Raw genomic sequence first — 18,627 nt, 5'->3', positions numbered from 1 at the left:
GACAAATGCATTAAATAATCGAAATCTTTAATGCATTTGTCTGTGTAATTCTCTCGATTGAATGAAATTTACAATGAATAAAGCAGATAGTGGCAAGTTAGTCGCTATTTCGAAATTTCTTTTTCAGACAATCCCTGCACTGAATTGAGCAATGATGAAACAATAGAATCACTATCAATACTTTCACCATTAAGTACCCGAGCCAGAATATCACTCGCAAACTGCTGTGGTGAAATCACAATATCCGGATTAACGCTTTTTACTTTATTGATATTTTTACTGTCGTTAACCAACGCAACAGTCCGTGCATTGCTATCGAGTTCAATTGCAGATAGCACAATAAACGCGTTATCGGCATCATCATCACTCAGTGCCAAGATAGCTTTGGCATTCATCACACCCGCTTGCGTTAATATCTCACCATCACTGTAATCACCAACCACAACATCAAGATCTTCAAGCAAATCTTTCGCTGCTTGCTGCGTACGCGGAGAGACAATCACGGTGATTGGCTGTTTGCGTGATGACAGTTGTTTAATGGTATTCACTGCAAGGCTTGATAAGCCACAAATAATAAAATGATTGGTTCTATTCATCTTTTTGCTATTACCTTTAACGAGTCGTTCAAAACCACTATGAACAACCGGGCCTAATACGGATGTTGCCGATGTTGCAAACACGGTAATACCGGAAACAATCACAGAAATGGTAAATAATCGCGCAGGCTCAGAAACCGGAACAATATCACCGTACCCCACTGTCGACATGGTTTCTATCGCATAATAAAACGCTGTCAACAGTGAAGTGATCTTAGGTTCAAAGCCATCGCCAAAGTACAACGCACCATAGGTTGAGGTGAGCATCAAGGTGATCACACTGATCAACGCAAAAATACTACCTGCCGCAACACTGCTTCTTGAGAAATGACGTCTAACTAAAAATAAAATAACCAATGAAATCAAACCATAATGAATGTTATAAGTTTGATCTGGGTGGATATGTGCCGTATAAAGGGTATCGATGATCATCAAGGTAAAGCTGATCATCCATGAGATACGGGCTCGGAAAAATAATCCTATTGAGCTTAGTGCAATAAAGACACCCAACATGAAATATGGGGCATTAGTTAAAAACGTATGGTTGATTTGCTCGTAATTTTTAACGTTAAAAATGGCAATAACATCAACTGGCAAACCATAAATGGTGTGGAATATAAGGCCACTATTGGCAAGGACAAATAGCGCGACAAAAATATGTCTAATGCTATAAAGCCACAATGCAAAACGGCGTAGAGTACGTCCAATCCAACGCAGTAATGAAAAACCTTCTTTCACCTAACACACACCTACAAAGTATTATCAACAACTTACATTCATAGTTTAGTAAATAAAAAATGATGTTCAGGTATATTAGATCAAAAATAAGCTAATGACAGAGATTTAAATGCCTATTGTCAAAAACAAAAGATATAAAAAAACCCAACCTATTGGCTGGGTTTTCACGATTAAAGACGTCTTAGAATGCTTCGTCTTCTTCGATATCCATATTGTCTTGCGCTTCAGATGTTTCGCCTTCCGTTACAGGGCTAAGTAATAGCTCACGTAACTTCGCTTCGATCTCTGCTGCTGTTTCTGGATTCTCAGTTAAGAACTTACACGCATTTGCTTTACCTTGGCCGATCTTATCGCCCTTGTAGCTGTACCAAGCACCTGCTTTTTCTACCAGCTTGTGCTTAACACCTAGGTCAACTAGCTCACCGTTACGGTTAAAGCCTTGACCGTAAAGGATCTGTGTATCAGCTTGCTTAAATGGTGCAGCAATTTTGTTCTTAACTACTTTAATGCGTGTTTCGTTACCAACAACTTCGTCACCTTCTTTGATAGCGCCAGTACGACGAATATCAAGACGAACAGATGCGTAGAACTTCAGTGCGTTACCACCAGTAGTGGTTTCTGGGTTACCAAACATCACACCGATCTTCATACGGATCTGGTTGATGAAGATACACATACAGTTAGACTGCTTTAGGTTACCTGTTAGCTTACGCATTGCTTGAGAAAGCATACGTGCTTGCAGGCCCATGTGTGAGTCACCCATTTCACCTTCAATTTCAGCTTTCGGTGTTAGTGCGGCAACGGAGTCGACAACGATAAGATCAACAGCACCAGAGCGGGCTAATGCGTCACAAATCTCTAATGCTTGCTCACCCGTATCTGGCTGAGAAACTAAAAGCTGATCGATATCTACACCCAACTTTTGTGCGTAAATAGGATCCAGTGCATGTTCAGCATCGATGAAAGCACAGGTTTTTCCTTTACGCTGAGCTGCTGCAATCGTTTCAAGTGTTAAGGTTGTTTTACCTGAAGATTCAGGACCGTAGATTTCTACGATACGACCCATTGGTAAGCCACCAGCACCCAGTGCAATATCTAAAGATAGGGAGCCGGTTGAAATTGTTTCGATATCCATAGTACGGTTATCGCCCAACTTCATGATTGAACCTTTACCGAACTGCTTCTCAATCTGGCCTAACGCTGCGGCAAGAGCCTTTTGTTTGTTGTCGTCCATTCGACTCTCCAACGGATGCTAAAATGAAATTTCTGAACTGTTTGAATGCAGACTAGTATACTGTCTATTCATACAGTGTCTATAGGTGACTACATTTTTTTTGTTAAATATGCGTCAGCCCAGTTTTACTCATTCACGCTTTTTACTCGCTCCAGCATGACAGACAAGGCTTTAGCAATCGCTTGTAATCTTACTGATTTTCGATCGCCTTCAAAATGACAACAAATTGTATGTCGCCATTCTGTACTATCAGCCCAACAAAACCACACCGTGCCAACAGGCTTTTCAGCAGTGCCGCCATCAGGACCAGCAATACCACTGATTGCCACACTGATATCAGCCCGAGATGCCGCTAATGCACCACAAGCCATTTCAAATACAACGCCTTCACTGACTGCACCAAACTCTGCTAGTGTCGCACCTGAAACGCTCAACATCTCTTGCTTTGCTTCATTACTATAAGTGACAAATGAGCGGTTGAACCATGCAGAGCTACCAGGAATTTCAGTAATGGCATAAGCGACCCCACCACCGGTACATGATTCTGCGGTGGTCGCAATCCAACCTTTATCTTTTAAGGCTAGTCCTAAATCAGTGGCCAGCTGTTCAATATTCATTTGTTGCTCCTTGCTAATACGATTAATGGTGGTGCATAAAAGCATGACTTCATCATACTCAATGCAATTAATTTTGTGACTTTACGCCTAACAACTACCATTGCAAATATCTTAAAAAAACTCGCTATCCCGCTTTGCCCTATTAGCGGATTCACGTATCCTTAGCGGTCAAAATTCATTGGTCATGCTGTCAATTTAGCATGACATAGTTCAAGCAAGAGTAGGCAATATCGTGACGATAAAAGGCTTAGAAAAACATACACCTATGATGCAGCAGTTTTTGAAAATCAAAGCTGAGAACCCTGACGTTTTACTGTTCTATCGAATGGGTGACTTCTACGAGATGTTTTTTGATGATGCGAAGCGCGCCTCTCAACTGCTTGATATCTCATTAACAAAACGTGGCTCTACTAACGGTGAACCGATCCCAATGGCAGGAGTGCCTTACCATGCTGTAGAAGGCTACTTAGCCAAACTGGTTCAGCAAGGCGTTTCTGTCGCTATTTGTGAGCAAATTGGCGATCCTGCAACAAGCAAAGGTCCAGTAGAACGCAAAGTAGTTCGTATTGTCACGCCAGGTACTGTTAGTGATGAAGCCTTACTTAATGAGCGTCGTGATAACTTAATTGCTGCAATTTACACCGAAAATAACAAATTTGGCTACGCAACCTTAGATATCACATCTGGCCGCTTCATGCTCACAGAGCCTGCTAGTGAAGAAGAAATGCAAGCTGAGCTTCAGCGCACGAGCCCTGCTGAACTACTTTATCCAGAAGATTTCACTTACCTGCATTTAGTTGAACCGTTTAAAGGTAAGCGTCGTCGCCCTATTTGGGAATTTGAATTAGACACTGCACGTCAGCAATTAACCCTGCAATTTGGTACTCGTGACTTAGTCGGTTTTGGCGTTGAAAATGCAGAACTTGGCTTATGTGCGGCGGGCTGTTTGATGCAATACGTTAAAGATACCCAACGTACTGCACTACCACATATTCGTGCGATCACCTTAGATACCAAAGATCATGCAGTGATCTTAGATGCAGCTACACGTCGTAACCTAGAGCTTACGCAAAACTTAGCTGGCGGTTATGACAACACACTGGCATCGGTACTTGATCAAACTGCAACACCAATGGGAAGCCGTTTACTGAAACGTTGGCTCCACCAGCCTATCCGAGATCAAAAACAGCTTAATGGTCGTTTAGATGCTATTGAAGCATTTAAAGACAGTGGTATGTTTGTGGATGTCGCTGGTGTACTACGTCACATGGGTGACTTAGAACGTATTTTGGCACGTTTAGCACTGCGCTCGGCACGTCCTCGTGACTTAGCTCGCATGCGTACCGCCATGCAATATCTGCCAGAATTAGCTGAACTATTAGCTGAAGTACCACAAGCTCGCATTAATGATTTAGCGACGTACGCAGCTCCAATGGATGAACTATGCGAACTGCTTGAACGTGCAATCATTGAAAACCCACCAGTGATCATCCGTGATGGTGGCGTATTAGCACCGGGCTATAATGCAGAACTTGATGAGTGGCGTGATCTCGCTGATGGCGCAACCAAATTCTTAGAAGAATTAGAAGCCAGTGAACGTGAGCGTCATGATATTGATAGCTTGAAAGTGGGCTTTAACCAAGTACACGGTTTCTTCATTCAAGTCAGCCGTGGTCAAAGCCACTTAGTACCAAGCCACTACGTGCGTCGCCAAACGCTGAAAAATGCCGAGCGTTATATTATCCCTGAGCTTAAAGAGCATGAAGACAAAGTACTTAACTCAAAATCTAAAGCACTCGCATTAGAGAAAAAGCTATGGGAAGAGCTATTTGATCAACTACTGCCACATCTTGAGCAACTACAAAATGCGGCAAGCGCCCTTTCTGAACTTGATGTGTTAACAAACCTTGCTGAACGTGCCGATAGCCTCAATTACTGTCGTCCTGAATTAATGGAACAAACAGGGATTGAGATCACCGCAGGTCGTCACCCTGTGGTTGAACATGTGTTAAGTGAGCCGTTTATCGCTAACCCTATTTCGCTGCATCAAGATCGCCGCATGTTGATCATTACCGGTCCTAACATGGGTGGTAAGTCAACTTACATGCGTCAAACCGCATTAATTGCATTAATGGCACATGTGGGCTCTTTTGTTCCAGCAGAAGCGGTGAAGATTGGTCCACTAGATCGTATCTTTACCCGTATTGGAGCCTCTGATGACTTAGCCTCTGGTCGCTCAACCTTCATGGTTGAAATGACAGAAACGGCGAATATTCTTCATAACGCCACCCAGCAAAGTTTAGTGTTAATGGATGAAATCGGTCGTGGTACCAGTACTTACGATGGTCTATCACTGGCATGGGCAAGTGCTGAATGGCTGGCAGATAAGATCTCAGCCATGACATTATTCGCCACTCACTACTTCGAACTAACAGAGCTGCCATCACTATTAACCGGATTGGCGAACGTTCATCTCGATGCTGTTGAACACGGAGATGAAATTGCCTTCATGCATGCCGTTCAAGAAGGTGCTGCGAGTAAGTCTTACGGTCTAGCGGTAGCGAGTTTAGCCGGTGTTCCGAAATCTGTGATCAAGCGAGCTAAGATCAAGCTGCAACAACTGGAAGCATCAGGTCACCAACAAGCACTACAACCTGACGTTTTAGCTTCGCAAGCACCAAAAGAAGAGCATCAATTAAGTTTGATCCCAGAGCCGAGTGAAGTGGAAGAAGCATTGGCGAATGTGAATCCAGATGACTTAACCCCACGCCAAGCCTTAGATGAATTATATCGATTAAAAGCACTGCTTTAATCTTTAACTCATTCAACAGAAACAAAAAAGGACGCTTCTGCGTCCTTTTTCTTATTACTATTTCAATGTATTTAGAAGGAGGTAAAAAGGTTACATTGAATCAAGTAAATTAAAGCTCTTGATTAAAGAGCGACTCAATATTAAGTCCTTGGTGCGTTAGCATGTCACGTAAGCGTCGCAGACCTTCAACCTGAATTTGGCGAACACGCTCACGGGTTAAACCGATCTCACGCCCAACATCTTCTAATGTTGATGCTTCATAGCCCAGTAAGCCGAATCGACGCGCTAACACTTCACGCTGCTTAGGATTAAGCTCTTGTAACCAATGAACGATTGAGTTTTTGATATCATCATCTTGGGTTGATGATTCAGGACTTCCACCTTTTTCATCAGGAATAATATCAAGCAGTGCTTTTTCTGAATCACCACCGATCGGATTATCTACCGAGCTCACTCGCTCATTTAAGCGCAACATACGATTCACATCATCAACAGGCTTTTCTAACTGTTGTGCAATGTCTTCGGCTGTTGGCTCATGATCCAGCTTTTGTGCTAATTCACGTGCCGTACGTAGATAAACATTGAGCTCTTTGACTACATGAATAGGTAGTCGGATGGTGCGGGTTTGATTCATGATTGCCCGCTCAATGGTTTGGCGGATCCACCATGTCGCATAGGTAGAGAAGCGGAAGCCTCGTTCAGGATCAAACTTCTCAACAGCGCGGATCAGGCCTAAATTACCTTCTTCCACCAAATCGAGCAGTGCCAGTCCTCGGTTACTATAGCGACGCGAGATTTTCACTACTAAACGAAGATTACTTTCAATCATTCGTTTACGTGCAACTTCATCGCCGCGTAATGCACGACGAGCATACAAGACTTCTTCTTCTGCGGTGAGAAGAGGCGAATAGCCAATCTCACCGAGATAGAGTTGGGTAGCATCTAATGCTTTTTGAGTTGCTTCATATTTAGCAATATCGGCGTCATCATCATTAACCGATATTGCTTCAGTATCAGAACTATCATCAGCAGACGGCATTGGAACGTTCATTTCCACGTCTTCGTCTAAAGTGAATGAATCAAGGTTTGTGGCTGTGCTGCTTCTACTCATAGCGCCTCCCAGATGGCGAGTTAGCAAGACATTACAACTTCATCATGTCATCTCTAATTGCTGCATCATTGATTTTTCGTTTCTTATTTAGGTAAGTAGCGCATTGGATCCACTGATTTACCCTTATAGCGAATTTCAAAGTGTAGCCTTACACTGCTAGCCCCAGTGCTTCCCATGGAAGCTATCTTTTGCCCAGCTTTTACTGTTTGTTGCTCTTTTACTAAGATCTTATCGTTATGCGCATAAGCACTTAGATAATCTTCACCATGCTTAATGATGACTAAATTACCGTAACCCGGTAATGCATCACCCGCATATACAACAACACCTGCTGCGGTTGCTTTAATTGCTTCTCCTCGCGTACCTGCAATATCGATACCTCTATTGCCATTTTCTGAATTTGAGAATCCAGCAATAATTTTACCTTTTACAGGCCAAGCCCATTTTGATGTTGATGGGGTTGTGCTTGGCTTAGTTGTTACAGGTTTGTTAACTTTTGAGTTTTCAGAGTACTCTTTTGGTTTTGACTGCGCAACCGTTTTATTGTCTGTTTTTTGTGCGACAGGTTTTGAAACTGGCTTCGGTTTACTCACAGGAGTCGTTTTCACAGGTGGTGTAACCACAGACGTATTTGATGAGTATGATGAGCGGCTACCACTAGGGATAGCTAATCGTTGGCCTGGATAAATAATGTATGGTGGCGCTAAATTGTTTAGGCTAACAATGTCTTTTACATTTTGACCTGTGACGTAGGAGATAAAATATAACGTATCCCCTTTACGTACCGTATATGAATCGCCTCTAAAGCTACCACGCTCTAACTGAGAGTAATCTTTACTGAGATTAGCAACCGGAGCTGGTGTATGACTACTACAAGCTGATAGCAGAATCATACTGGTTACTGCTAACAAAGAAGGTTGAATAATTTTTTTCATCATACACTCTGTACTCATGGTTTAAGCCAAATCTCCAGCCACTAAAGGCACAAATCTTACGGGTTCAATCACGGTTTCGCAAAATGCTTCGCCATTTCGGACAATCAATTTCAATTCTTGCTGTTGATAGCCAACAGGCAAAATTAATCGTCCACCATCAACCAGTTGCTCCAATAAGCTCTGGGGAACTTCACTAGGAGCTGCGGTCACAATAATGGCATCGAAAGGCCCTTTACTTGCCCATCCTTGCCACCCGTCACCATGTTTGGTTGATATATTATGTAACTCTAACTGTTTAAAGCGTCTTTTCGCTTGCCATTGCAAGGCTTTGATCCGCTCGACAGAATAAACATGCTCAACAAGTTGAGCTAACACTGCTGTTTGATAACCTGAGCCTGTGCCAATTTCTAACACTGAAGATTGGTAAGTTAAGCCCAATAACTCGGTCATTTTCGCAACAATGTAGGGTTGAGAAATTGTTTGCCCACTACCAATCGGTAGCGCATTATTCTCATATGCTTGAAAAGAGAAAGCTTCATCAACGAAGCGTTCACGAGGAACGGTCGCAATCGCATTTAACACTCGCTGATCACTGATCCCTTTATTTCTTAAAAATGCGATTAAGCTATCAAGCTGACTTTGATACCGCATGATTACTGGATCTCCACATTTCGCATCCAGCCTTCAACTCCAACCATGGCATCATGCGCGGTCAAATCAACTTGCAGTGGGGTTATCGAAACCGCACCTTGTTCTATGGCATAAAAATCAGTGCCTGGGCCTGCATCTTGGCATTGACCAGGAGGGCCTAGCCAGTAGAGCGGTTTACCACGAGGATCTAACTCTTTGATCATATTTTCAGCCCGATGACGTGCACCTAGACGTGTCACTTGCCATGACTTCAACTGTTCAAAAGGCACATCAGGAACATTAATATTTAAGATATTATTGCCCGGTAACGGCTGTTGCGATAACTGCTTAACAACTTGCTGAATCACCTTCGCAGCTGTTTCAAAATGCCTATCACCGACTAAAGAAACCGCAATCGCTGGCACACCAAGAAAGTGACCTTCAGTGGCTGCGGCAACTGTGCCTGAATAGAGCACATCATCACCTAAATTGGCGCCGTGATTAATGCCAGCAACCACAATATCAGGACGTTCATCTAGCCATTCATTTAGAGCAAAATGAACACAATCCGTTGGTGTGCCTTGTACCGAGATACGGTTTTTACCTTCTTCTCGAATACGTAGCGGGTAATCCAGTGTTAATGAATTTGATGCCCCTGATCGATTTCGATCAGGCGCAACCACTATTACTTCTGCTAATTCACTTAATGCTTTTGCGAGTGTATTAATACCTTCGGCAAAAATACCATCATCATTACTGATCAGAATTCTCATCATTCACTACCTCATTTTGAAGTGGCATGATCAACTCACGCACTACCGAGGTGGCAAAACTACCAGCAGGCAGAGCAAATGAAACAATCAAATCCTTCTCTTCGAAATGCCATTGCATATTTTTAGGCATCAGTAGCAATGGACGACGATCGTGACGCATACGGTTATCACGCACAAGTTTAACTAACGCTGGCTCTTGCTCCACAATCGCTAATTCAAACGCTTGTGCATCATCTTGCGTTGGTAGTGCGTTATCACCTAACAATGGACCTGTAATAGCAAGTTCACCGGATGTAACTTGCTGCTGTAATGTATCCGTTACCACATCTGCAACAAACGTACGTTCATCACCTTCTGCTTGTAAGCAGTCTCCAGCGATAATCGTTGCCGCTAAACCTTGCTCAATACGCTGTGACAATACTTGATTAAACATCCAAGAACGTGCAGCTGAAAGGTAAAAACTACGCTTGCTCTTATCACGTACACGGAACTCATCGTTGCCCCAAGCACGTGCTTTAACCACGTTATTACCACCATGGCCAAAACGCTGTTCACCAAAATAGTTGGCAACACCTTGTGCTTTGACCATTTCTAAACGCTCAGTTAATGCATCAAGGTTATCTAAATCAGTAAGACGTAATTGGAACCAGTTACCCGCTAAATCACCTGGGCGTAATTTTTTATCATGGCGCGTCACTTCAAGAATTTCGACACCAGGATGTTCAGCTTCAAACTGACTAAGATCTGGATCAACTTTACCCGGCAAGTGAACACTTAACCACTGCTCAGTCACAGCATGGCGATCTTTAAGTCCAGCCCAGCTCACGTCACGTGATTTCACGCCACATGCTTTTGCTAACTCATTCACTACATACTTGGTATTTTCACCGACCTTGCGAATTTTCACCATCAGGTGTTCGCCTGTACCGCTAAACTCAAAACCGAGCTCTTCATTCACGATGAAGTCTTCAGGATTAGCTTTAATGCGTCCGTGACAAACTGGCTTTGCATGAAACCAGTTAAAACAATCCATTATATTTTCTGCAGTGTGAGAATGAGACATAAGCTCAAGATACCTTTTTAATTAAAACAACGGCTTCACAAGCAATGCCTTCTTTACGTCCAGTAAAACCTAAACGTTCAGTTGTCGTTGCTTTAACATTAACATTTGCGACATCTGTTTCTAAATCTTCAGCAATCGCCTGACACATCGCATCAATATGGGGGGCCATTTTCGGTGCTTGTGCCATGATGGTGACGTCTACATTACCCAAGCGATAACCTTGAGATTTCACTTTACTGTAGACATCACGTAATAAAAATCGGCTGTCAGCTCCTGCCCACTCGGCATCAGTATCAGGGAAATGGCGACCGATATCACCAGCACCAATCGCACCTAATAGTGCATCACATACCGCATGTAGTGCTACATCGCCATCAGAGTGAGCAATTAAACCTTGTTCATAAGGGATAGCAACGCCACCAATAATAACCGGACCTTCACCACCAAATTTATGAACATCAAAACCATGACCAATACGCATTATGAATATTCCTTTAATAATTGTTGTAAGTAGAACTCTGCTAACGCTAAATCTTCTGGCTGCGTGACTTTTAAATTATCAGCCCGACCTTTAACTAACACGGGGGAATAACCACAAAACTCAAGTGCTGATGCCTCATCGGTGATCACTGCATCTTGTGCCAATGCGGTTGTTAATGCTTCACGCAGTTGCCCTGCTCGAAACATTTGTGGTGTAAGTGCATGCCACAATTGTTCACGATCAACAGTGTGGTCAATCGCAGTACCTTGTTTATTCATCTTTGCGCGTTTCATGGTATCGCGAACAGGTGTTGCTAAAATCGCGCCATACTCGCTTTGCTTAGCAGCAACCATTAACTGACGAAGATCGTCTAATCGCACGCAAGGTCTTGCTGCATCATGCACCATCACCCATGCATTATCGTCATTAATTGCCGCTAACCCTGAAAACACAGAATCTACTCGTTCAGCACCACCATCAACCACGGTAATACGAGGATCATTAGCTAGCGGCAAGGTTGGAAAATACGGATCTGTTTTACTAACAGCAATAACCACGTGTTGAATTTCAGGCAGACTTAATAAACGCTCAACGGAGTGTTCAAGGATCGTTTTACCCGCAATCGTCAAATATTGTTTAGGGCGATCTGCCGCCATACGACTACCGACACCTGCGGCAGGGACAACAGCAATACATTTATCGATCATGAATGGTTATCTCATTACTTAGCTAGGCTGTGTAATTAGTTATTATCGCCAACTACACGAACAAATGTTTCCCCTGGTTTAACTAAACCAAGATCGGTACGTGCACGTTCTTCAACAGCTTCTTTACCACCATGCAGATCTTTGATCTCGGCATACATCTGCTGGTTACGCTGATGAAGCTCCGCGTTCGCCTTTTCTTGTAAGGCTACGCTTTCTTCCACGGCATTAAATTCATTCATACCATTTTTGCCATACCAGAAGTCGTATTGTAACCAAGCTAAAAGCCCTAATAAAACAATAATAAACAGGCGCATAATTCTCCCTGCGAAATAATTGGTAACAGCAAGCTGCATTCCAATTGTCGAAGATTTTAAGTCAACCTGCACAATTGGAATGCATTTTGCCAAGCAGTAATAATCCCATAATCGGGTAACTGTGACCACAATTATGCTATGAGAGTTCACAGGGTTATTACTTAACGGCTGATTTTGTCGAAAATAAACACAATCATAACCACCTAAATTCATCTTAAATAATAATTAACCCACGACTCCGGTAGTCGGCACCATTATTTCGGTGGGGTTCCCGAGTGGCCAAAGGGAGCAGATTGTAAATCTGCCGGCACTGCCTTCGAAGGTTCGAATCCTTCCCCCACCACCATTCTTTGCTGTAATGCAAAGCAGGCATCGTATAATGGCTATTACCTCAGCCTTCCAAGCTGATGATGCGGGTTCGATTCCCGCTGCCTGCTCCAAACAATTCCTCCTTAGTTCAGTCGGTAGAACGGCGGACTGTTAATCCGTATGTCGCTGGTTCAAGTCCAGCAGGAGGAGCCAAATAGAAAAGCCCGCAAGCAATTGCGGGCTTTTTTACGTTTAAAATCTAGACGTTAATTAACAACTCATCTAATGATAAAGGTCTATTCACTATTCTTAGTTCGCTAATGTAACCGTAAAGAGGGTTATGTACTAAACCGTTAGAACATGAAGAACCAACGATCCAATTAGCACCTTCTTTTATAGCAAGCCCTGTGCTTTGTTCTGGATTACGCATGACGATGTAACCATCAATATACATATTGGTATTGATACCATCGTTAATAATAGCGATATGATACCATCTCATAAACTTGAGACTAAAAGACCACGCAGTCGTAGGATCTTGTTTTTTATTATCCATGGTTTCCCATTGGATCTCATGAAGGGAAGAAATCGCTAAAACAACGGCTGGATCTTCACCACCCTCGTCACGGAAATCATTTCGACTTGCTTGCTGGCATAAAATTCCCCCCCAACGTGACAAATCACTTTCCCAATCATCTGGTAATTGAAGGTAGGTTTCGATGGTGTAGCCTTGATCCCAATTATTAGCGCTGATTGCAGCGCCAAGGGTCGATAAGTATGCGCCAGTATCTTCAGCTTTATTACCTTTAAGCAGAACAGAACCTGTTGTATGTCCTTGTTCTGGTGATGAGTCAGAATATTCAAAATATTCTTTCAATGCACCTTGGTTGGCATCTCTTGGCATCATTTTAAAGTGGCTACCATTGCCTGAAAGGTCTTGGAATACAGAAGTTACGCTCCCTTCGTCATCTATTTTCATCATGTTTTCTTGATCGAATTTCCAATAACCAACCGTACCTTCAATAAGGCCTGGCATAGGTGTTAACTCACCTTGGTTTAAATTACTGAAGCGCTCCTCAAAATTCATCTCGAATTCGAAGTGGTTTGTTTCATCTGTTAATTCAGGTATATCAAATGGGTTACGTGCATCCTCTGGGATCGCCTGAACCCAAGGTGAGAATGAGCGAATAACTAGCTGATTGTTACCGTAATCAAAACCGACAGTTCGGAGCATGCCATTTCCTCCCCAATAATCAGCTTGGTAATCAACAACCATCATAAGTACGTCACGACCGTAAGCATTCTTAGCTACCATATTAGCTGCACCATGATGATGACCATTCATGGTGAGGAAGATCTGGTCATTTTTATGAATGAAATCGATCCAGAACTCGAAGCCTTTAGAGGTAATTAATGGACTTTTTCCATCACTATCAATATTTAACAGTTGATGGGTTGATAAAATTGCTGGGGTGTTAGGGTATTGATCGAGTAAGTTTTGAGCCCAATTGAATGTTGCTTCTGAAGGGTTCCAATCGATTGCAAAGACCAAAAACTCAGTGTTATTTTCCGGCTCTTTGAAAAGGTGACAACTATTGAAACCACATTCACTGACTGCGATACATGTGTTGATTTCAAATATTTTACTTTCAGGGAAGTGGTTTAAAAAAGGTTCATTGCTTTGGCGTTCATTGTCAAAATGATCACCGTTTTCAAGATCGTGATTACCACACAGAAGAGAGTAAGGTGTATTTTCTGATGCTCCTAAGATATCCATTGCCTTACAGGCGACATCCCATTCGGCTGGTTCATCGTAATGTTCCACTAAATCACCGAGGTGAATCGTGAATGGAATGTTTTCTTCTTTCCAATTATCTGCAACCCATTGGGTTTGAGAAAAATAACGTTCAGGGCTATTTTCAGAATATTTTTGCGTGTCAGGTAAAACGGCTAATTTCCAGTTTTGATGGACTTTCTTTTTTCCGTTGCCTGAGTTGTTGCTGGATTTACACCCAGTTAAATATGCTGCAACCATAGTTGCTGCTGTTCCCTTAAGGAATACTCTTCTGCTAATCATGCTTTATTGTGTTAATAAGCTTAGATTGATTGTATTTATCGATAACCTCTAACGTTATATTTTCTTTAAAGCTAAAAAAACCGCCTCTTACAAGGCGGTTTCTTTTAACCTAATTGAGTTACCTCAATCATGCTTAATGAAAAATTAAGCTTGGCCTTTAACTTCTTTAAGACCGTTGAAAGGAGCACGCTCACCTAGTGCTTCTTCGATACGGATTAGTTGGTTGTACTTAGCAACACGGTCAGAACGGCTCATAGAACCAGTCTTGATTTGACCTGCAGCAGTACCAACAGCTAGATCTGCAATAGTTGCATCTTCAGTTTCACCTGAACGGTGAGAGATAACTGCAGTGTAACCAGCGTCTTTAGCCATCTTGATAGCAGCTAGAGTTTCAGTTAGAGAACCGATTTGGTTGAACTTGATTAGGATAGAGTTAGCGATGCCTTTCTCGATACCTTCAGCAAGGATCTTAGTGTTAGTTACGAATAGATCGTCACCAACGATTTGGATTTTCTTGCCTAGTTTCTCAGTTTGGTATGCGAAACCTTCCCAGTCAGACTCGTCTAGACCGTCTTCGATAGAAACGATTGGGAACTTCTCAGTTAACTCTTCTAGGAAGTCAGAGAACTCGTTTGAAGTAAAGATACGGCCTTCACCTTTTAGGTTGTACTCGTTCTTCTCAGCATCGTAGAACTCAGATGCAGCACAGTCCATAGCTAGAGTTACATCTTTACCTAGCTCGTAACCTGCAGCTGCAACAGCTTCAGCGATAACTTCTAGTGCTTCAGCGTTAGACTTAAGGTTTGGAGCAAAACCACCTTCGTCACCAACAGCTGTGTTGTAGCCTTTAGACTTAAGAACTTTAGCTAGGTTGTGGAATACTTCCGCACCCATGCGAACTGCATCTTTAAGAGTCTTAGCACCAACTGGTTGGATCATGAACTCTTGGATGTCAACGTTGTTATCAGCGTGCTCACCACCGTTGATGATGTTCATCATAGGTAGAGGCATAGAGAATACGCCAGGAGTGCCGTTTAGTTCAGCGATGTGCTCGTATAGAGGCATGCCTTTCGCAGCAGCTGCTGCTTTTGCGTTTGCTAGAGATACAGCTAGGATTGCGTTAGCACCGAAGTTTGACTTGTTTTCAGTACCGTCTAGGTCGATCATGATTTGGTCGATTTCAGCTTGATCTTTTGCATCTTTGCCGATTAGCGCTTCAGCGATTGGACCATTTGCTGCAGCAACAGCTTTAAGAACGCCTTTACCTAGGAAACGTGACTTGTCACCATCACGAAGCTCAAGAGCTTCACGAGAACCAGTTGAAGCACCAGATGGCGCAGCAGCCATACCTACGAAACCACCTTCTAGGTGAACTTCTGCTTCAATTGTTGGGTTACCACGTGAGTCGATGATTTCACGAGCTAGAACTTTAACGATCTTAGACATTGTGTTTCCTCTTGCTTTATCTTCAAATTAAAAGCTAAAAAAATAGCTGTAGCTATAACCACTACAGCTATCAGTAATCCTTACTGGTTAAGCTCACCACGGTGGAACTCGCCCGCCGCTTTAACAAAGCCTTCAAACAATGGGTGACCATCGCGAGGTGTTGATGTGAACTCAGGGTGGAACTGTGCAGCTACGAACCAAGGATGATTCGGAACTTCGATAATTTCAACTAGTTTCTTATCAGCAGACAAACCTGATACTTTTAAACCTGCTTTTTCAAGCTTAGGTAGTAGCGTGTTGTTTACTTCGTAACGGTGACGATGACGCTCATGGATCGTTGGTTGAGCGTATAGTGCACGCGCTTTAGAACCGTCTTGTAGGTGACATAGCTGAGAACCAAGACGCATTGTACCGCCTAGATCTGATTTCTCAGTACGCTCTTCAACATTACCTTCGCTATCTACCCACTCAGTGATAAGACCTACAACTGGGTGTTTAGTTTCTGCATTAAATTCAGTTGAGTGCGCATCCGCCATATTGGCTACGTTACGAGCAAACTCGATAAGAGCAACTTGCATACCTAAACAAATACCTAGGTATGGAATTTTGTTTTCACGTGCGTATTGAGCGGTCAGGATCTTACCTTCAACACCACGGTTACCAAAGCCACCAGGAACTAGGATAGCGTCAAGACCTGCAAGTACTTCTGTACCTTTAGACTCAACATCCTGAGAATCGATGTATTTGATCTTAACAGACAGACGATTTTTCAGACCCGCATGCTTAAGTGCTTCGTTTACTGATTTGTATGCATCTGGCAGTTCAATGTATTTACCAACCATACCGATTGTTACATCAGCAGTAGGGTTAGCTTCTTCGTAGATCACTTGTTCCCACTCAGAAAGATCGGCTTCAGGTGCTGTGATGCCAAAGCGCTTACACACTAGCTCATCAAGACCTTGAGACTTAATTAGTTGTGGGATCTTGTAGATTGAATCTACGTCTTTCATTGAGATTACAGCTTTTTCCTGAACGTTACAGAACAGTGCAATCTTCGCACGCTCGTTCGCAGGGATCATACGATCTGAACGACAGATCAGTACATCAGGCTGAATACCAATTGATAGTAATTCTTTAACAGAGTGCTGGGTTGGCTTAGTTTTCACTTCACCCGCTGCAGCTAGGTAAGGAACAAGCGTCAAGTGCATGAACATGGTGTTTTCACGACCTTGTTCTACAGCTAATTGACGAATAGCTTCCATGAATGGCAGTGATTCGATATCACCTACAGTACCGCCTACTTCAACGATTGCCACATCATGACCTTCAGCACCCGCAATAACACGAGATTTGATTTCATTAGTGATGTGAGGAATTACCTGAATCGTTGCGCCTAAGTAATCACCACGACGCTCTTTGCGTAATACGTCTGCGTACACACGACCAGCAGTAAAGTTATTACGCTTTGTCATTTTGGTACGAATGAAACGCTCGTAGTGACCAAGGTCTAGGTCAGTCTCTGCACCGTCTTCCGTAACGAATACTTCGCCGTGTTGAATTGGGCTCATTGTGCCTGGGTCAACGTTAATGTAAGGGTCTAGCTTCATCATAGTCACGTTTAGACCACGTGCTTCTAGAATAGCTGCAAGTGATGCAGCAGCAATGCCTTTACCAAGAGAGGAAACAACTCCGCCCGTAACAAAAATGTAATTCGTTGTCATGTTTAACCTGGAAGATTGGTGTAGAGGATAAAAAGTATCTGGACGGGAAATTAGTATACCAGACACCATTTATCGCCACAACGTGAAAACTATCACACCACCCTTTGATTTTTTTTGTCTCAAATCAAGTTAGTGATATGGCTTTGAAAAACTTACTTTTTTAAGGCTCAACTAACACTTACAGCGATAAAACCACACAAATACATTCTTTTAAGGAATGATTATTTATATTCTTGTTTCTCTTTTACCCGATTCCATTCTGCATCAAGTTCAGATAATGAACACTGACTGATCAGCTTTCCTTGTTCTAGCACATTTTTTTCAACTTGGCGAAAACGCTTCTCAAACTTTTTATTGGCTTTCTGTAGTGCAAGCTCTGGTTTCACATTGAGATGACGGCTTAAATTTACTACCGAAAATAGCAAATCCCCCAACTCTTCTTCAATTCTCTGTTGTTCAGGCACAGCTTGAATCACTTCATCCATGACTTCATCGAGCTCTTCTTTTACCTTATCAACTACTGGTGCTAATTCATCCCAATCAAAGCCAACATTTGCGCAGCGCTTTTGGATCTTATCTGCTCGCATCAAAGCAGGTAACGCATTGGGAATATTCGCCAGCAAACTTGAATCTTGCTCTTTCTCCGCACGCTCTTTGGCTTTCTCCGCTTCCCAATTTTGTTTGACTGCGGCTTCATCTGCAAAATCAGCATCACTAAAAACATGAGGATGACGGCGAACCAGCTTTTCATTAATTCCAGCTACGACATCATCAAACTCAAACAACCCTTGCTCTTTTGCCAGCTGGCTATAGAAGATAACTTGGAATAATAAGTCTCCTAGTTCTTCTTTTACATCGTTCCAATTTTTCTGCTCAATAGCATCTGCCACTTCGTAAGCTTCTTCAAGGGTGTAGGGAACGATTGAATCAAAGTTTTGTTTCAAATCCCATGGGCAACCACGGTTAGGGTCTCGCAGCTGAGACATAATCGTTAAAAGATCATCTATCTGTGATTTTGACTGCTGAGTCATATTATCTTTCTCCGTAAAAAAATAGGTAGCCA

16 protein-coding genes and 3 tRNA genes are annotated in these 18,627 nt (G+C 42.7%); 4 read left to right on the top strand and 15 right to left on the bottom strand.

All coding sequences use genetic code 11. The features are described 5' to 3' along the window. Nucleotides 1-104: 104 nt before the first annotated feature. The 3 genes from kch to pncC form a co-directional block, all read right to left on the bottom strand. Entirely contained in the window at nt 105-1,334 is a 1,230-nt protein-coding gene (gene kch, locus E5A76_RS00785; RefSeq protein ID WP_053987325.1) for a voltage-gated potassium channel protein, read from the bottom strand. Between the two features lie 181 nt (nt 1,335-1,515). Next, the gene (recA, locus tag E5A76_RS00780; protein WP_008988027.1) at nt 1,516-2,568 is read right to left on the bottom strand and encodes a recombinase RecA; all 1,053 of its coding nucleotides are present in this window, start codon (nt 2,566-2,568) and stop codon (nt 1,516-1,518) included. A 125-nt stretch (nt 2,569-2,693) separates the two neighbouring features. Continuing rightward, nucleotides 2,694-3,185, bottom strand: a complete 492-nt coding sequence (gene pncC / locus E5A76_RS00775) for a nicotinamide-nucleotide amidase (protein WP_161117811.1) — start codon at nt 3,183-3,185, stop codon at nt 2,694-2,696. A gap of 232 nt (nt 3,186-3,417) precedes the next feature. On the opposite strand from pncC, the gene mutS reads away from it, so the two are divergent. Next, a complete protein-coding gene (mutS, locus tag E5A76_RS00770; protein ID WP_161117810.1) occupies nt 3,418-5,997 on the top strand; it encodes a DNA mismatch repair protein MutS in 2,580 nt (859 codons plus the stop codon). A gap of 109 nt (nt 5,998-6,106) precedes the next feature. Here mutS and rpoS read toward each other — a convergent pair whose 3' ends face one another. The 8 genes from rpoS to ftsB form a co-directional block, all read right to left on the bottom strand. Then, entirely contained in the window at nt 6,107-7,108 is a 1,002-nt protein-coding gene (gene rpoS / locus E5A76_RS00765; RefSeq protein ID WP_008988024.1) for an RNA polymerase sigma factor RpoS, read from the bottom strand. Nucleotides 7,109-7,191: 83 nt separating this feature from the next. After that, nucleotides 7,192-8,043 carry a peptidoglycan DD-metalloendopeptidase family protein gene (locus tag E5A76_RS00760; RefSeq protein ID WP_053987322.1) on the bottom strand — a complete coding sequence of 284 codons (852 nt, stop codon included), beginning with the start codon at nt 8,041-8,043 and terminating at the stop codon, nt 7,192-7,194. Between the two features lie 21 nt (nt 8,044-8,064). Next, a complete protein-coding gene (locus E5A76_RS00755) occupies nt 8,065-8,694 on the bottom strand; it encodes a protein-L-isoaspartate(D-aspartate) O-methyltransferase (protein WP_053987321.1) in 630 nt (209 codons plus the stop codon). A 2-nt stretch (nt 8,695-8,696) separates the two neighbouring features. Further along, nucleotides 8,697-9,446: a 5'/3'-nucleotidase SurE gene (gene surE / locus E5A76_RS00750; protein ID WP_161117814.1), complete on the bottom strand. Its 750-nt coding sequence runs from the start codon at nt 9,444-9,446 to the stop codon at nt 8,697-8,699. Then, nucleotides 9,427-10,479, bottom strand: a complete 1,053-nt coding sequence (gene truD, locus E5A76_RS00745; RefSeq protein WP_161117815.1) for a tRNA pseudouridine(13) synthase TruD — start codon at nt 10,477-10,479, stop codon at nt 9,427-9,429. The genes surE and truD overlap by 20 nt, the downstream gene beginning before the upstream one ends. 34 nt (nt 10,480-10,513) lie before the next feature. Then, nucleotides 10,514-10,990, bottom strand: coding sequence for a 2-C-methyl-D-erythritol 2,4-cyclodiphosphate synthase (gene ispF / locus E5A76_RS00740; protein WP_053987319.1), 477 nt, complete (start codon nt 10,988-10,990; stop codon nt 10,514-10,516). Further along, the gene (gene ispD, locus E5A76_RS00735; protein ID WP_202813181.1) at nt 10,990-11,694 is read right to left on the bottom strand and encodes a 2-C-methyl-D-erythritol 4-phosphate cytidylyltransferase; all 705 of its coding nucleotides are present in this window, start codon (nt 11,692-11,694) and stop codon (nt 10,990-10,992) included. The genes ispF and ispD overlap by 1 nt, the downstream gene beginning before the upstream one ends. A gap of 38 nt (nt 11,695-11,732) precedes the next feature. After that, a complete protein-coding gene (gene ftsB, locus E5A76_RS00730; RefSeq protein ID WP_053987317.1) occupies nt 11,733-12,011 on the bottom strand; it encodes a cell division protein FtsB in 279 nt (92 codons plus the stop codon). A 261-nt stretch (nt 12,012-12,272) separates the two neighbouring features. Here ftsB and E5A76_RS00725 point away from each other — a divergent pair. From E5A76_RS00725 to E5A76_RS00715, 3 genes are all read left to right on the top strand, one after another. Next, nucleotides 12,273-12,357 (top strand) — tRNA-Tyr (locus E5A76_RS00725). A 19-nt stretch (nt 12,358-12,376) separates the two neighbouring features. Next, nucleotides 12,377-12,451, top strand: a tRNA-Gly gene (locus E5A76_RS00720). A gap of 6 nt (nt 12,452-12,457) precedes the next feature. Continuing rightward, nucleotides 12,458-12,533: transfer RNA gene (locus E5A76_RS00715), tRNA-Asn, on the top strand. Between the two features lie 46 nt (nt 12,534-12,579). Here E5A76_RS00715 and E5A76_RS00710 read toward each other — a convergent pair. The 4 genes from E5A76_RS00710 to mazG form a co-directional block, all read right to left on the bottom strand. Next, complete coding sequence (locus tag E5A76_RS00710; RefSeq protein WP_161117809.1) at nt 12,580-14,355, bottom strand: LamG-like jellyroll fold domain-containing protein; 1,776 nt, start codon at nt 14,353-14,355, stop codon at nt 12,580-12,582. 186 nt (nt 14,356-14,541) lie between these two features. Beyond that, entirely contained in the window at nt 14,542-15,843 is a 1,302-nt protein-coding gene (gene eno, locus E5A76_RS00705) for a phosphopyruvate hydratase (protein WP_161117808.1), read from the bottom strand. An 80-nt stretch (nt 15,844-15,923) separates the two neighbouring features. After that, complete coding sequence (locus E5A76_RS00700; protein WP_053987315.1) at nt 15,924-17,564, bottom strand: CTP synthase; 1,641 nt, start codon at nt 17,562-17,564, stop codon at nt 15,924-15,926. A gap of 221 nt (nt 17,565-17,785) precedes the next feature. Beyond that, a complete protein-coding gene (mazG, locus tag E5A76_RS00695; protein WP_161117807.1) occupies nt 17,786-18,595 on the bottom strand; it encodes a nucleoside triphosphate pyrophosphohydrolase in 810 nt (269 codons plus the stop codon). Nucleotides 18,596-18,627: the final 32 nt, after the last annotated feature.

Source organism: Photobacterium lucens (assembly GCF_009873615.1).
Taxonomy (GTDB): Bacteria; Pseudomonadota; Gammaproteobacteria; order Enterobacterales; family Vibrionaceae; genus Photobacterium; species Photobacterium lucens.
The sequence above is the reverse complement of the archived record's forward strand: the minus strand, read 5'-3'. Positions and strand labels throughout refer to the sequence as shown.